This is a genomic window from Pseudomonas sp. RA_35y_Pfl2_P32 (genome assembly GCF_963970735.1).
Classification (GTDB): Bacteria; Pseudomonadota; Gammaproteobacteria; order Pseudomonadales; family Pseudomonadaceae; genus Aquipseudomonas.
In genome coordinates this window covers 1-14874 of record NZ_CAXAQF010000001.1, presented here as the reverse complement: position 1 = coordinate 14874, position 14874 = coordinate 1, and the positions used below count along the sequence as shown (strand labels likewise).

Genomic DNA, 14874 nt, shown 5'->3' with positions numbered 1-14874 from the left:
GTTTGCATTGTCATCTGGAGGATCACTGTAATGACCACGGAAAAAGTTAAGTACGGCGTACATTCCGAAGCCGGCAAACTGCGCAAAGTCATGGTTTGCTCCCCCGGCCTGGCCCACCAGCGGCTGACCCCGAACAACTGTGACGAACTGCTTTTCGATGATGTGCTGTGGGTTGCCCAAGCCAAGCGCGACCATTTCGACTTTGTCACCAAGATGCGTGAACGCGGGATCGACGTGCTGGAAATGCACAACCTGCTGACCGACATCGTCGCTATCCCCGAAGCGCTGGACTGGATCCTGGAGCGCAAGGTCACCGCCGACTCGGTGGGCCTGGGCCTGATCAACGAAGTGAAGTCCTGGCTGAAAAGCCTCGAGCCGCGACACATTGCCGAATTCCTGATCGGTGGCGTTTCCGCCGATGACCTGCCGGACAGCTTCGGTGGCAAGACCATCCAGATGTTCCGCGACTTCCTCGGCCACACCAGCTTCATTCTGCCGCCACTGCCCAACACCCAGTTCACCCGCGATACCACGTGCTGGATCTACGGTGGTGTGACGCTGAACCCGATGTACTGGCCGGCCCGTCGCCAGGAAACCCTGCTGACCACCGCCATCTATAAGTTCCACCCGCAGTTCACCAACGCCGACTTCGAGATCTGGTACGGCGACCCGGACCTGGATCACGGCAGCTCCACCCTTGAAGGCGGCGACGTGATGCCGATCGGCAACGGCGTGGTCCTGATCGGCATGGGCGAGCGCTCGTCCCGCCAGGCCATCGGCCAACTGGCGCTGAACCTGTTCAAGAACAAAGCCGTAGAGAAAGTGATCGTTGCCGGCCTGCCGAAGTCCCGCGCAGCCATGCACCTGGACACCGTGTTCAGCTTCTGCGACCGCGACCTGGTCACGGTCTTCCCGGAAGTGGTGAACCAGATCGTCGCCTTCACCCTGCGACCTGACGAAAGCAAACAAGGCGGCATCGACATCCGCCGTGAAGAAACCAGCTTCCTCGACACCGTGGCCAAGGCCCTCAACCTCAAGGCGTTGCGCGTGGTGGAAACCGGCGGCAACAGCTTCGCCGCCGAACGCGAGCAGTGGGACGACGGCAACAACGTGGTGGCCGTGGAGCCTGGCGTGGTCATCGGTTATGACCGCAACACCTACACCAACACCCTGCTGCGCAAGGCCGGGATCGAGGTCATCACCATCAGCGCCGGCGAGCTCGGCCGCGGCCGTGGCGGCGGCCACTGCATGACCTGCCCGATCATCCGCGACCCAATCGACTACTAACCTATAAACCCTGGCCGGCACTTATCGAGTGCGGCCAGGGGGATAACCGAAACCCAAGGAGATCCAAAATGGCTTTTAACATTCATAACCGCAATCTGCTGAGCCTGGAACACCACACCCCTCGCGAATTGCGTTATCTGCTCGACCTGTCCCGCGACCTCAAACGCGCCAAGTACACCGGTACCGAGCAGCAGCACCTCAAAGGCAACAACATCGCGCTGATCTTCGAAAAAACCTCGACCCGTACCCGCTGCGCGTTCGAAGTGGCCGCTTATGACCAGGGCGCCAACGTCACCTACATCGACCCGAACTCCTCGCAGATCGGCCACAAAGAAAGCATGAAGGACACCGCCCGCGTACTGGGGCGCATGTACGATGCCATCGAGTACCGTGGCTTCAAGCAGGAAATCGTCGAAGAACTGGCGAAGTTCGCCGGCGTACCGGTGTTCAACGGCCTGACCGATGAATACCACCCGACCCAAATGATCGCCGACGTGCTGACCATGCGTGAACACGCCGACAAGCCGATCCACGAGATCAGCTACGCCTACCTGGGTGACGCGCGCAACAACATGGGCAACTCGCTGCTGCTGGTCGGCGCCAAGCTGGGCATGGATGTACGCATCTGCGCACCCAAAGCCCTGTGGCCCCATGACGACCTGGTGGGTCGCTGCAAAAAATACGCGGAAGAAAGCGGCGCCCGCATCACCCTGACCGAAGACCCGAAAGCCGCCGTCAAGGGCGTGGACTTCATCCACACCGACGTCTGGGTATCGATGGGCGAGCCTGTCGAAGCCTGGGCCGAACGGATCCAGCAACTGCTGCCGTACCAGGTCAACGCCGAGCTGATGAAAGCCACCGGCAACCCACGCACCAAGTTCATGCACTGCCTGCCAGCGTTCCACAACAGCGATACCAAGATCGGCAAGCAGATTGCCGAACAGTATCCGCACCTGGCCAATGGCATCGAAGTGACCGATGACGTGTTCGAGTCGCCAGCCTGCATCGCCTTCGAGCAAGCGGAAAACCGCATGCACACGATCAAGGCGATCCTGGTATCGACCCTGGCTGACCTGTAAACGGCCTACTCCCACAGCGGGAACACCGCCCCTGTGGGAGCGAGCCTGCTCGCGAATGCAGACTGACATTCACTATGGATGCCAACCGATACAACGCTTTCGCGAGCAGGCTCGCTCCCACATTGAGCGGGCTCCAGCAGGGAGAGTGAGTCATCCGCGAATTCACAGTTTTCTAGAAGGACTGCATTATGCGTATCGTCGTTGCTCTGGGCGGTAACGCCCTCCTACGTCGTGGTGAACCCATGACGGCAGACAATCAACGCACCAACATCCGGATCGCCACCGAGCAGATCGCCAAGATCCACCCCGGCAATCAACTGGTGATCGCTCACGGCAATGGCCCGCAAGTCGGCCTGCTATCGTTGCAGGCAGCCGCCTACACCGCCGTTTCCCCCTACCCGCTGGACGTGCTCGGTGCCGAAACCGAAGGCATGATCGGCTACATCATCGAACAGGAACTGGGCAACCTGCTGGACTTCGAGGTGCCGTTCGCCACCCTGTTGACCCAGGTTGAAGTCGACGCCAACGACCCGGCGTTCAAGAACCCGACCAAACCGATCGGCCCGGTCTACAGCAAGGCGGAAGCCGAAGCGCTGGCGGCGGAAAAAGGCTGGGCCATCGCCCCCGATGGCGACAAGTTCCGCCGCGTGGTGGCCAGCCCGAAACCCAAGCGCATTTTCGAAATCCGCCCGATCAAGTGGTTGCTGGACAAGGGCAGCATCGTGATCTGCGCCGGTGGTGGCGGGATCCCGACCATGTACGACGAGAACCGCAAGCTCAAGGGCATCGAAGCGGTGATCGACAAGGACCTGTGCTCGGCACTGCTGGCCGAACAGCTGGAGGGTGACTTGCTGGTGATCGCCACCGACGTCAGCGCGGCGTTCATCGACTTCGGCAAGCCGACCCAGAAAGCTATCGCCCAGGCGCACCCCGACGAAATGGAAAAACTCGGCTTCGCCGCAGGCTCCATGGGGCCGAAAGTCCAGGCCGCCTGCGAGTTCGCGCGCAACACTGGAAAAGTCGCGGTGATCGGTTCACTCTCGGACATCGAAGCAATCGTCCAAGGCAAGGCCGGCACCCGTATCAGCACGTCCAAGCCTGGCATTACCTACCTGTAAGGAGAGACGTCTATGGCACAGTTTGAGCCAGGTCATTTGCATATCGAGCGCCATGCACTGACCCCGGATGATGTCAGCTACAACCTGCACCTCGACTACGAAGTCAGCAAGAGCCCCAAGGGCGACAAGGGCATCCAGTTCACCCTGCATGGCAGCATGCAGGGCAAGGACATGAGCGAGACGTTCTTCCTGCCCAAGGAGGAGGCCTACAACTTTGCCAACAACGTGACGAAAATCGCCGAAAAGTACGGCATTCCAAAGACACACAGCCAGATCGGCTCGGTGCACAAGCACTACGACCTGATGTTTGAAGACATCCGGGTGCAACTGAACATGAAATCCGGCGACCCGGTGAACATCGAACACTTCGAGTAACCCCACCCTGCTCGCGATGGCGCACTGTCGACTGACACAGCGCAATCGCGAGCAGGCTTTCACCGCTCGCCCGCCCCAAGGCATACTTGCCCCCCTCCGCACTTCAGAACCCACAAACGCCCCATGCGTATCCACGTCAGCTTCATCGACCGCGTCGGCATCACCCAGGAAGTCCTGGCCTTGCTCGGTGGGCGCAACCTCAACCTGGATGCGGTGGAAATGGTCCCGCCGAACGTCTACATCGACGCCCCGACCTTGAGCCCGCAAGTGCTCGAAGAACTGCGCGATGCCCTGTTCAGCGTGCGTGGCGTACAAGCGGTGACCGTGGTCGACATCCTTCCCGGACAGCGCCGCCACCTGCAACTGGACGCCCTGCTGGCCGCCATGACCGACCCGGTGCTGGCCCTCGACAGTGCCGGCACCATTCTGTTGGCCAACCCGGCGTTGATCGCCCTGTACGGTCGCGAGCCGGCCGGGGAAAACGTCGCCGAGCTGTTTGCCGACCCGGCCCTGCTGGAGGCCTTGCTGGAGCAGGGGTTTCGCTTGCCGCTACGGGAAATCACGGTCAACGGCCAGACCCTGTTGCTGGACGCCACGCCGATTACCGACGCTGGCGCCCTGCTGACCCTGTACCCACCCAACCGCATTGGCGAACAACTCTCGGCGCTGCACCACGATCACGCCGAAGGGTTTGATGCCTTGCTCGGCGAGTCGCCGGCGATCCGCACGCTCAAGGCCCGTGCGCAGCGGGTAGCGGCCCTCGACGCGCCGCTGTTGATCCAGGGCGAAACCGGCACCGGCAAGGAACTGGTGGCCCGCGCCTGCCACGCCATCAGCGCCCGCCACAACGCACCATTCCTGGCATTGAACTGTGCGGCCTTGCCGGAAAACCTCGCCGAAAGCGAACTGTTTGGCTACGCCCCCGGGGCCTTTACCGGCGCCCAGCGCGGCGGTAAGCCGGGGCTGATGGAACTGGCCAACCAGGGCACGGTATTTCTCGACGAAATCGGCGAGATGTCACCGTATCTACAGGCCAAGCTCCTGCGATTTCTCAACGATGGCAGCTTTCGCCGGGTGGGCGGGGACCGCGAGGTCAAGGTCAATGTGCGGATCCTCAGCGCGACCCACCGCGACCTGGAGAAGATGGTCAGCGAGGGCACTTTTCGCGAAGACCTGTTCTACCGCCTCAATGTGCTCAACGTCGAAGTCCCGCCATTGCGCGAGCGCGGCCAGGACATTCTGTTGCTGGCGCGCTACTTCATGCAGCAGGCCTGCGCACAGATCCAGCGTCCGGTCTGCCGCCTGGCGCCCGGCACCTACCCAGCCCTGCTCGGCAATCGTTGGCCGGGCAATGTGCGCCAGTTGCAGAACGTGATCTTCCGCGCCGCCGCCATTTGCGAAAGCAGCCTGGTGGACATCGGCGACCTGGACATCGCCGGCACCTCGGTGGCGCGCCAGAGCGACAGCGAGGTCGACAGCCTGGAACAGGCCATGGAAAGCTTCGAGAAGACCCTGCTGGAAAAGCTCTACGTCAACTACCCCTCGACCCGCCAACTGGCCAGCCGCTTGCAGACCTCCCACACCGCCATCGCCCATCGATTGCGCAAGTACGGGATTCCCGGCAAGGCCTGAACACAATGCCCCCGCTGTGGGAGCGGGCCTGCGATTGCGAGCTAACATCTGACATCGATGTTGAATGTGACGGCCTCATCGCGGGCAAGCCCGCGCCCACAGTGATTGAAGTGGAGCGCAGATTGCGCATACACCCACCGCAAAAGCGACCTCCACCTGTACTGAAAACGCTACAGTGGAATGATATCGCTACACAGGCCTGTCGCCAGCATTGTGCAAGGCTTTGATCCTCATGGGCTTTTTTCCTCGGCCTCGACTGTAGCGATATCGCTACAGTTGCGCTCATCGCCCTTTTCGCAATAACTCATAAATCGTTGATTAATAACAAATAAATAACATTGGCCGCGATTTTGCTAGGTAACCCTCCATAAAGCAGGGCTTTGCCCGAGCCTTCCATCGCGTCCACCAGACTTGTCTGGCCCCTGAGGAGTTTCCATGAGCGAGTTGCGTTTTACTGAAGATCACGAATGGCTGCGTACCGAAGCTGACGGCAGCGTTACAGTCGGCATCACCGCGTTTGCCCAGAATGCCCTGGGCGACGTGGTTTTCGTACAACTGCCAGAGCTGCAGTCCTACGAAAAAGGCGCTGAAGCAGCCACCGTGGAATCGGTAAAAGCCGCCAGCGGCGTGTACATGCCACTGGACGGAGAAGTGCTGGAAGTGAACCCGGCGCTGGACGGCAGCCCTGAGTTGGTCAACGAAGATCCGCTGGGCGAAGGCTGGTTCTTCCGCTTCCAGCCTGCTGACGCTGCGGCTGTCGGCCAACTGCTGGATCAGGACGCCTACGATCGTCTGATCAAAGCCCAAGCCGAAGCCTGAGGAGCGCTGACATGACTCAAGTGAATCTGACCACTGCCAACGAATTCATCGCCCGTCACATCGGTCCCCGCGCCGGTGACGAGCAAGCCATGCTCAACACCCTCGGTTTCGATTCCCTCGAAGCCCTGAGCGCCAGCGTCATCCCCGACAGCATCAAGGGCACCAGCGTGCTCGGTCTCGAAGACGGCCTGAGCGAAGCGCACGCCTTGGCGATGATCAAAGGCATCGCCGGCAAGAACCAACTGTTCAAGACCTACATCGGCCAGGGCTACTACAACTGCCACACACCGTCGCCGATCCTGCGCAATCTCCTGGAAAACCCGGCCTGGTACACCGCCTACACCCCGTACCAACCAGAAATCTCCCAAGGCCGCCTGGAAGCCCTGCTGAACTTCCAGACCCTGATCAGCGACCTGACCGGCCTGCCGATTGCCAACGCCTCGCTGCTCGATGAAGCCACCGCCGCTGCCGAGGCCATGACCTTCTGCAAGCGCCTGAGCAAGAACAAGGGCAGCCACGCCTTCTTCGCCTCCGTGCATTGCCACCCGCAAACCCTCGACGTGCTGCGCACCCGTGCCGAGCCGCTGGGGATCGAGGTGGTGGTTGGCGACGAGCATGAACTGAGCGACGTGACGCCCTTCTTCGGTGCCCTGCTGCAATACCCGGCCAGCAACGGCGACCTGTTCGACTACCGTGAACTGACCGCACGGTTCCAGGCTGCCAACGCCCTGGTCGCCGTGGCAGCCGACCTGCTGGCCCTGACCCTGCTGACTCCGCCGGGCGAGTTCGGCGCCGACGTCGCCATCGGCAGCGCGCAACGCTTTGGCGTGCCACTGGGCTTCGGTGGCCCGCACGCGGCGTACTTCTCCACCAAGGATGCGTTCAAGCGCGACATGCCGGGCCGTCTGGTCGGTGTCTCGGTTGACCGCTTCGGCAAGCCGGCCCTGCGCCTGGCGATGCAGACCCGCGAGCAACATATCCGCCGCGAGAAAGCCACCAGCAACATCTGCACCGCCCAGGTACTGCTGGCCAACATCGCCAGCATGTACGCCGTGTACCACGGCCCGCAGGGCCTGACCCGGATCGCCCAGCGCATTCATCAACTGAGCGCGATTCTGGCCAAGGGCTTGAGCGCCCTGGGCCTGGTGGTCGAACAGGCGCATTTCTTCGACACCCTGACCCTCAACACCGGCGCCAACACTGCCAAGTTGCACGACCAGGCACGGGCGCAGCAGATCAACCTGCGGGTGATCGATGCCGAGCGCCTGGGCCTGTCCCTCGACGAGATCACTTCGCAAGCCGACGTGGAAAACCTCTGGGCGTTGCTGGCCGACGGCAAGACCCTGCCGGACTTCGCTGCCCTCGCCGCCACCGTGCAAAGCACCCTCCCGGCTGCCCTGGTTCGCCAATCGCCGATCCTCAGCCACCCGGTGTTCAACCGTTACCACTCGGAAACCGAGCTGATGCGCTACCTGCGCAAGCTCGCCGACAAGGACCTGGCACTCGACCGCACCATGATCCCCCTGGGCTCGTGCACCATGAAACTCAACGCCGCCAGCGAAATGATCCCAGTGACCTGGGCCGAGTTCGGCGCCCTGCACCCGTTCGCCCCAGCCGAGCAAAGCGCCGGCTACCAGCAACTGACCGATGAGCTGGAAGCGATGCTCTGCGCCGCCACCGGTTACGATGCGATTTCCCTGCAACCGAACGCCGGTTCCCAGGGCGAGTACGCCGGCCTGCTGGCGATCCGCGCCTACCACCAGAGCCGTGGTGAAGATCGCCGCGACATCTGCCTGATCCCGTCGTCCGCCCACGGCACCAACCCGGCCACCGCCAACATGGCCGGGATGCGGGTGGTCGTGACCGCCTGTGATGCCCGCGGCAACGTCGACATCGAAGACCTGCGCGCCAAGGCCATCGAACACCGCGAACACCTGGCGGCCTTGATGATCACCTACCCGTCCACCCACGGCGTGTTCGAGGAAGGCATCCGCGAAATCTGCGGGATCATCCATGACAACGGCGGCCAGGTGTACATCGACGGCGCCAACATGAACGCCATGGTGGGCCTCTGCGCCCCGGGCAAGTTCGGGGGCGACGTGTCCCACCTGAACCTGCACAAGACCTTCTGCATCCCCCACGGCGGTGGCGGTCCGGGCGTCGGCCCGATCGGCGTCAAGTCGCACCTGACCCCATTCCTGCCCGGCCACGCCGCCATGGCGCGCAAGGAAGGCGCGGTCTGCGCCGCACCGTTCGGCAGCGCAAGCATTCTGCCGATCACCTGGATGTACATTCGCATGATGGGTGGCGCCGGCCTCAAGCGCGCTTCGCAGTTGGCAATCCTCAATGCCAACTACATCTCCCGCCGCCTGGAAGAGCACTACCCGGTGCTGTACACCGGCAGCAACGGCCTGGTGGCCCACGAATGCATCCTTGACCTGCGCCCGCTGAAAGACAGCAGCGGCATCAGCGTCGATGACGTCGCCAAGCGCCTGATCGACTTCGGTTTCCACGCCCCGACCATGTCGTTCCCGGTGGCCGGCACCCTGATGATCGAGCCGACCGAAAGTGAATCCAAGGAAGAACTGGACCGCTTCTGCGACGCCATGATCCGCATCCGCGAAGAAATCCGCGCAGTGGAAAACGGCACCCTGGACAAAGACGACAACCCGCTGAAAAACGCCCCGCACACCGCACAGGAAATCGTCGGCGAGTGGACCCACCCCTACAGCCGTGAGCAGGCGGTGTACCCGGTGGCGTCGTTGATCGAAGGCAAGTACTGGCCACCGGTTGGCCGGGTCGACAACGTGTTTGGCGACCGCAACCTGATCTGCGCCTGCCCGTCGATCGAAAGCTACGCTTGATCCATAGGGGCCGGGTTTACTCGCCCCCCTTCTAATGGACACCACAAAACCCTGTGGGAGCTGGCTTGCCAGCGATGAGGGTGGATCTGTCGACATGTCTGTTGCCTGACACACCGCCATCGCCGGCAAGCCAGCTCCCACCAGGAATGCATCAAGCCTGAATTTGCGCCAATTCCTATAACAAGAAACCGGAGAACAACCATGTCGTTAAGCGTGTTCGACCTGTTCAAGATTGGCATCGGCCCCTCCAGTTCCCATACCGTCGGCCCGATGCGTGCCGCTGCGCGCTTTGTCGAAGGTCTGCGGCGGGACACCCTGCTGGCGGTCACCACCTGCGTCAAGGTCGAGCTGTATGGCTCACTCGGCGCCACCGGCAAGGGCCACGGCAGCGACAAGGCCGTGTTGCTTGGCCTGGAAGGCGAACACCCGGACACCGTGAACACCGAGAACATCGCTGCGCGCCTGCACGACATCCGCAGCAGCGGTCGCTTGAACCTGCTCGGTGAGCACCCGATCGACTTCAATGAAAAACTGCACCTGGCGATGATTCGCAAGCCACTGGCCTATCACCCCAACGGCATGATCTTTCGCGCCTTCGATGCCGCCGGCCTGCAAATCCGCAGCCGCGAGTACTACTCGGTCGGCGGCGGTTTTGTGGTCGACGAAGACGCCGCCGGCGCTGACCGGATCGTCGAGGACGCCACGCCGCTGACCTTCCCCTTCAAAAGCGCCAAGGACTTGCTCGGGCATTGCGCCACCTACGGTTTGTCGATCAGCCAGGTGATGCTGACCAACGAAAGCGCCTGGCGCCCGGAGGCTGAAACCCGCACCGGTTTGTTGAAGATCTGGCAGGTGATGCAAGACTGCGTCGATGCCGGCTGTCGCAACGAAGGCATCCTGCCCGGCGGGCTCAAGGTCAAGCGCCGTGCTGCGGCCTGGCACCGGCAACTGTGCAAGAACCCGGAGTCGTCGCTGCGCGATCCGCTGTCGGTGCTGGACTGGGTCAACCTGTATGCCCTGGCGGTCAACGAAGAAAACGCCAACGGCGGGCGCGTGGTCACGGCCCCCACCAACGGCGCGGCTGGCATCGTCCCGGCCGTCCTGCACTACTACATGCGCTTCATCCCGGGCGCCAGCGAAGACGGCGTGGTGCGTTTCCTGCTCACCGCCGCCGCCATCGGCATCCTGTACAAGGAAAACGCCTCGATCTCCGGGGCCGAAGTCGGCTGCCAGGGTGAAGTCGGCGTGGCTTGCTCGATGGCCGCCGGGGCTCTGTGCGAGGTGCTGGGCGGCAGCGTCCAGCAAGTGGAGAACGCCGCCGAGATCGGCATGGAACACAACCTTGGCCTGACTTGCGACCCCATTGGCGGCCTGGTCCAGGTGCCGTGCATCGAGCGCAACGCCATGGGCTCGGTCAAGGCCATCAACGCGGTGCGCATGGCCTTGCGTGGCGACGGTCAGCATTTCGTCTCCCTCGACAAGGTGATCCGCACCATGCGCCAGACCGGCGCCGACATGAAAAGCAAATACAAGGAAACCGCCCGTGGCGGTTTGGCGGTCAACATTATCGAATGCTGATGCGTGCTACCCCGCATCCGCTGACTTTTTCAGGAGCTGAATATGTCCACCGAAACCCTTTCAAAAACCCCGCTGCACGCACTGCACCTCGAACTGGGCGCGCGCATGGTGCCGTTCGCCGGCTACGACATGCCGGTGCAGTACCCCCTGGGCGTGATGAAAGAACACCTGCACTGCCGTGAGCAGGCGGGGCTGTTCGATGTCTCGCACATGGGGCAGATCCGCCTGACCGGCGCCCATGCGGCCAAGGCCCTGGAAACCCTGGTGCCGGTGGATATCATCGACTTGCCGGTGGGCATGCAGCGCTACGCCATGTTCACCAACGAGCAAGGCGGCATCCTCGACGACCTGATGGTCGCCAACCTGGGTAACGACGAACTGTTCCTGGTGGTCAATGCGGCCTGCAAGGACCAGGACCTGGCCCACCTGCGCCAGCATCTGGGCGATCAGTGCCAGATCGAGCCGCTGTTCGAGGAGCGCGCCCTGCTCGCCCTGCAAGGCCCGGCAGCGGTGACCGTGCTGGCCCGCCTGGCGCCGCCGGTGGCGCAAATGACCTTCATGCAGTTCACCCGCGTTACCCTGCTGGGGGTCGAGTGTTTTGTCAGCCGTTCGGGCTACACCGGCGAAGACGGTTTCGAGATCTCCGTGCCCGCTGCCAATGCCGAAACCCTGGCCCGCGCCCTGCTGGCCGAGCCGGAAGTGGCCGCCATCGGCCTTGGCGCCCGTGACTCGCTGCGTCTGGAAGCCGGCCTGTGCCTCTATGGCCATGACATGAACAGCGACACCACCCCGATCGAGGCCAGCCTGCTGTGGGCCATCTCCAAACCGCGCCGTGCCGATGGCGCCCGCGCCGGTGGATTCCCCGGAGCCGAAACCATCTTCGCCCAGCAACACAATGGCGTCAGCCGCAAACGGGTCGGCCTGCTGCCTCAGGAACGTACTCCGGTGCGTGAAGGCGCGGAAATCGTCAATGCCGCTGACCAGATCATCGGCAGCGTGTGCAGCGGTGGTTTCGGCCCCTCCCTCGGCGCTCCGTTGGCGATGGGCTACCTGGACAGCGCCTACGTGGCACTCGACACTCAAGTCTGGGCGATCGTGCGTGGGAAAAAGGTGCCTTTGCTTGTAAGCAAAATGCCATTCGTTCCACAACGCTACTATCGTGGTTGATCGACTGTTCCCATAAGTAACGCAGTTGCGTAACAGTGCACTAATCTGTAACGCAACTGCCATAAAACAGTGCAAGGTTTGGACTCTAAGCTTCGCTTTTGAACTTGCCTTATAACAATCGAAAACAACTGAACGAGCCTATCGAATACGCTGCACCGGCCCATCCAAAAACAGCCACAGGCCTAGCTATACAAGGCTTGCAGGGGGCTTGTTTTTTCTGCCGTAGTTGGCGTAGAGTTTGTCCACTGTGTTTGCATGGGTCGCTTGGAATCGTGACCTGGGCAGTAGCCAACAAGTTTGCTACACCCGTTCTACGTCTTTCTTCTTTCCTGCAACCAGCCCCAGTACTCTTTCATGAGAAAGAGGCTGTCATCAATTTTTGCGTCAAAGGAAATAAGAAATGTCCCAACGTCAGAGCGGCACCGTCAAGTGGTTTAACGACGAAAAAGGTTTTGGTTTTATCACTCCAGAAAGCGGCCCGGATCTGTTCGTGCATTTCCGTGCCATCCAGGGCAACGGCTTCAAGAGCCTGAAAGAAGGCCAGAAAGTGACCTTCGTTGCGGTGCAGGGCCAAAAAGGCATGCAGGCTGACGAAGTTCAAGCAGAAGCCTAATCTTCTGTAACGAAAAAGCCCCTGATGCTGACATCAGGGGCTTTTTTGTGCGCGCAAACCCGTAAAATGGCTTCTTTTTTCAATCGAGAGCCACTCCATGTCGAAACGCCTGCTAAGCCCCCAGGGTGATTTCCCCGTCGCCGGCCTGGGGCGTCGCCTGGCAGCGATGTTCTACGATTTCCTGCTGTGCACCGCCCTGATGATCGTCACCGGCGGCCTCTACAAGATGGTGCAGATGGCAATCATCGGCGAGGAACGGATGCGTGCCTTGACCGATGCCGGCGCACTGGATGGCGACCCCTTGCTCTCCACCGTATTGCTGTTTGTGCTGTTCGGTTTTTTTGCCAAGTTCTGGACCTACTCCGGCCAGACCCTGGGCATGCAGGTATGGTGCATCCGCGTGCAGAACGCCGACGGCTCGGCCATCAGCCTGTGGCAGGCCTTGCTGCGCTTCGTGGTATCGATTGCGTCGCTACTCTGCGCTGGCCTGGGCTTCTTCTGGAGCCTGTTCGACAAACAGCAGCGCAGCTGGCATGACATGTACTCCAATACACAGCTGGTCCGGATTCCGAAGAAAACCAAGTAATGTCAGCAGACCAAAATCACGGTGGGAGCGAGCTTGCTCGCGATGGCGGCGCTTCAGTCAAGATTGATATGACTGACAGACCGCTATCGCGAGCAAGCGGAGCGCCGCCCGGCTCGCTCCCACACGTTTTGTGTGCCTAGCTGACAGATCTCAGGCGTTACCGGCGAGCCTCAGCCGTGCCGCCGCCGTGAAGTCGAGCATGCGCTTGAGCGGGCGAATCGCCTGCGGGATCAACGCCGGGTCGACGAAGATCTCCCCCGACCCCTCACGCAGGCACTGTAGCGTGCGTTCCAGGGTGTTCATCGCCATCCAGGGGCAATGCGCGCAACTGCGGCAGGCCGCACCGTTGCCAGCCGTAGGCGCTTCGATAAACACCTTGTCCGGGCACAGCTGCTGCATCTTGTAGAAAATCCCGCGGTCGGTGGCCACGATCAGCGTCTTGTGCGGCAGGCTCTGTGCGGCAGCGATCAACTGGCTGGTGGAACCCACCGCGTCGGCCAACTCGATCACCGCTGTCGGCGATTCCGGGTGCACCAGGATCGCGGCGTCCGGGTACAGCGCCTTCATGTCTTCAAGCTGTTTGGCCTTGAACTCTTCGTGGACGATGCAGGCACCGTCCCAGAGCAGCATGTCAGCACCGGTCTTGCGCTGGATGTAGGTGCCCAGGTGTTTGTCCGGCCCCCAGATGATGGTCTCGCCGTTGTCCATCAGGCTTTCGACGATCTCCAAGGCGCAACTGGAGGTGACCACCCAGTCCGCCCGCGCCTTGACCGCTGCCGAGGTGTTGGCATACACCACCACCGTGCGCTCCGGGTGCTGGTCGCAGAACGCCGAAAACTCGTCGACCGGGCAACCCAGGTCCAGCGAGCAGGTCGCTTCCAGGGTCGGCATCAGCACGCGTTTTTCCGGATTGAGGATCTTTGCAGTCTCCCCCATGAACTTCACGCCGGCCACCACCACGGTCTTGGCCGGGTGCGCGTTGCCGAACCGGGCCATTTCCAGGGAATCGGAAACACAGCCGCCGGTTTCTTCGGCCAGGGCCTGAATGATCGGGTCGCAATAGAAGTGGGCAACCAGCACCGCGTCCTGAGCCTTGAGCTCGGCGGCGATGGCGGCGCGGTAATGGGCCTCCTCGGCGGCGGTCAGCGGCTTGGGCTGCTTGGCGTCGAGGTGGGCTTGAACCAGAAGGCGTTCGGAAATTTGCGTCATGATCGCAAGACCTGCGGGCGCTTTCGCGCGAAAGTCGAGTATACACCCGGCTCCGGACCGATCACGGTACCGCCGGGAGAGTGAGTATTCATCAGGCACAGACAGTGTTGAAGCTGCGCAAGGCTACAGAATATCCCCGCGATGCAAAAGATCATTCTGCGCCCAGGCGCACGCTGCCCTCCCCTGCCACAGCCCCAAGCAGCCATTGCTGGTAAAAAAACCGCCAACCCTCACTTTTGTGGGCCTTCCGGATGCCCTCAACCGCCTAAGAGACAGGGCCATGTGAGACCCGGACCTCAAAGCCGGGCAGCCCCGTCCAGAAGATCCGTGGTTTGACCGAAAACACCCAGCAAACCATTCCAGAGCCAGGGCTCGGCTCACTGGATTGGCGGGTGGTTTGGTTGAGGTAATTCCACATCTAGACAAAGAAACATTTTGTTTTGAATTTTTCAAACCCTTGCGTAGCGGTGCTCTGCGGGCAATTGCGCAACTTCTTGCGCAGTTCATGTTGGCTACCATTGCGCACCTTCAAGTGCTGGCGTTTACC

At 61.6% G+C, this 14874-nt stretch carries 12 protein-coding genes; 11 read left to right on the top strand and 1 reads right to left on the bottom strand.

Translation table 11 applies throughout. From position 1 onward, the window contains the following. The first annotated feature begins 30 nt into the window (after window positions 1–30). The 11 genes from arcA to AACY45_RS00010 all read left to right on the top strand — a co-directional run bounded on the left by arcA (window position 31) and on the right by AACY45_RS00010 (window position 13118). Window positions 31–1287: an arginine deiminase gene (arcA, locus tag AACY45_RS00060; protein ID WP_339543571.1), complete on the top strand. Its 1257-nt coding sequence runs from the start codon at window positions 31–33 to the stop codon at window positions 1285–1287. 68 nt (window positions 1288–1355) lie between these two features. After that, window positions 1356–2366, top strand: a complete 1011-nt coding sequence (locus AACY45_RS00055) for an ornithine carbamoyltransferase (protein ID WP_166591010.1) — start codon at window positions 1356–1358, stop codon at window positions 2364–2366. A gap of 188 nt (window positions 2367–2554) precedes the next feature. Beyond that, complete coding sequence (gene arcC / locus AACY45_RS00050) at window positions 2555–3484, top strand: carbamate kinase (RefSeq protein WP_339543570.1); 930 nt, start codon at window positions 2555–2557, stop codon at window positions 3482–3484. Window positions 3485–3496: 12 nt separating this feature from the next. Beyond that, on the top strand, window positions 3497–3859 hold the full coding sequence (locus AACY45_RS00045; protein WP_339543569.1) for a DUF5064 family protein: 363 nt from the start codon (window positions 3497–3499) through the stop codon (window positions 3857–3859). A 123-nt stretch (window positions 3860–3982) separates the two neighbouring features. Further along, the gene (locus tag AACY45_RS00040; protein WP_339543568.1) at window positions 3983–5491 is read left to right on the top strand and encodes a sigma-54-dependent transcriptional regulator; all 1509 of its coding nucleotides are present in this window, start codon (window positions 3983–3985) and stop codon (window positions 5489–5491) included. A gap of 435 nt (window positions 5492–5926) precedes the next feature. Beyond that, window positions 5927–6310, top strand: coding sequence for a glycine cleavage system protein GcvH (gene gcvH, locus AACY45_RS00035; RefSeq protein WP_339543567.1), 384 nt, complete (start codon window positions 5927–5929; stop codon window positions 6308–6310). Between the two features lie 11 nt (window positions 6311–6321). Continuing rightward, on the top strand, window positions 6322–9174 hold the full coding sequence (gene gcvP / locus AACY45_RS00030) for an aminomethyl-transferring glycine dehydrogenase (RefSeq protein ID WP_339543566.1): 2853 nt from the start codon (window positions 6322–6324) through the stop codon (window positions 9172–9174). Window positions 9175–9375: 201 nt separating this feature from the next. Further along, window positions 9376–10752 carry an L-serine ammonia-lyase gene (locus AACY45_RS00025; protein WP_339543565.1) on the top strand — a complete coding sequence of 459 codons (1377 nt, stop codon included), beginning with the start codon at window positions 9376–9378 and terminating at the stop codon, window positions 10750–10752. Window positions 10753–10794: 42 nt separating this feature from the next. Further along, window positions 10795–11919 carry a glycine cleavage system aminomethyltransferase GcvT gene (gcvT, locus tag AACY45_RS00020; protein ID WP_339543564.1) on the top strand — a complete coding sequence of 375 codons (1125 nt, stop codon included), beginning with the start codon at window positions 10795–10797 and terminating at the stop codon, window positions 11917–11919. A 400-nt stretch (window positions 11920–12319) separates the two neighbouring features. Continuing rightward, entirely contained in the window at window positions 12320–12532 is a 213-nt protein-coding gene (locus tag AACY45_RS00015; RefSeq protein WP_003175786.1) for a cold-shock protein, read from the top strand. A 97-nt stretch (window positions 12533–12629) separates the two neighbouring features. Then, window positions 12630–13118, top strand: a complete 489-nt coding sequence (locus AACY45_RS00010) for an RDD family protein (RefSeq protein WP_339543563.1) — start codon at window positions 12630–12632, stop codon at window positions 13116–13118. A gap of 150 nt (window positions 13119–13268) precedes the next feature. Here the strand turns inward: AACY45_RS00010 and nadA are convergent, their stop codons facing one another. Then, window positions 13269–14327, bottom strand: coding sequence for a quinolinate synthase NadA (gene nadA / locus AACY45_RS00005; protein ID WP_339543562.1), 1059 nt, complete (start codon window positions 14325–14327; stop codon window positions 13269–13271). Between the last annotated feature and the right edge of the window lie 547 nt (window positions 14328–14874).

What these genes read in the sequence shown, in the direction of transcription:
- gcvT (WP_339543564.1), top strand. Translation starts at nt 10,795, where the DNA reads ATGTCCACCGAAACCCTTTCAAAAACCCCGCTGCACGCACTGCACCTC.
- AACY45_RS00010 (WP_339543563.1), top strand. Translation starts at nt 12,630, where the DNA reads ATGTCGAAACGCCTGCTAAGCCCCCAGGGTGATTTCCCCGTCGCCGGC.
- AACY45_RS00025 (WP_339543565.1), top strand. Translation starts at nt 9,376, where the DNA reads ATGTCGTTAAGCGTGTTCGACCTGTTCAAGATTGGCATCGGCCCCTCC.
- gcvH (WP_339543567.1), top strand. Translation starts at nt 5,927, where the DNA reads ATGAGCGAGTTGCGTTTTACTGAAGATCACGAATGGCTGCGTACCGAA.
- AACY45_RS00055 (WP_166591010.1), top strand. Translation starts at nt 1,356, where the DNA reads ATGGCTTTTAACATTCATAACCGCAATCTGCTGAGCCTGGAACACCAC.
- arcC (WP_339543570.1), top strand. Translation starts at nt 2,555, where the DNA reads ATGCGTATCGTCGTTGCTCTGGGCGGTAACGCCCTCCTACGTCGTGGT.
- gcvP (WP_339543566.1), top strand. Translation starts at nt 6,322, where the DNA reads ATGACTCAAGTGAATCTGACCACTGCCAACGAATTCATCGCCCGTCAC.
- AACY45_RS00015 (WP_003175786.1), top strand. Translation starts at nt 12,320, where the DNA reads ATGTCCCAACGTCAGAGCGGCACCGTCAAGTGGTTTAACGACGAAAAA.
- AACY45_RS00040 (WP_339543568.1), top strand. Translation starts at nt 3,983, where the DNA reads ATGCGTATCCACGTCAGCTTCATCGACCGCGTCGGCATCACCCAGGAA.
- arcA (WP_339543571.1), top strand. Translation starts at nt 31, where the DNA reads ATGACCACGGAAAAAGTTAAGTACGGCGTACATTCCGAAGCCGGCAAA.
- AACY45_RS00045 (WP_339543569.1), top strand. Translation starts at nt 3,497, where the DNA reads ATGGCACAGTTTGAGCCAGGTCATTTGCATATCGAGCGCCATGCACTG.
- nadA (WP_339543562.1), bottom strand. Translation starts at nt 14,327, where the DNA reads ATGACGCAAATTTCCGAACGCCTTCTGGTTCAAGCCCACCTCGACGCC.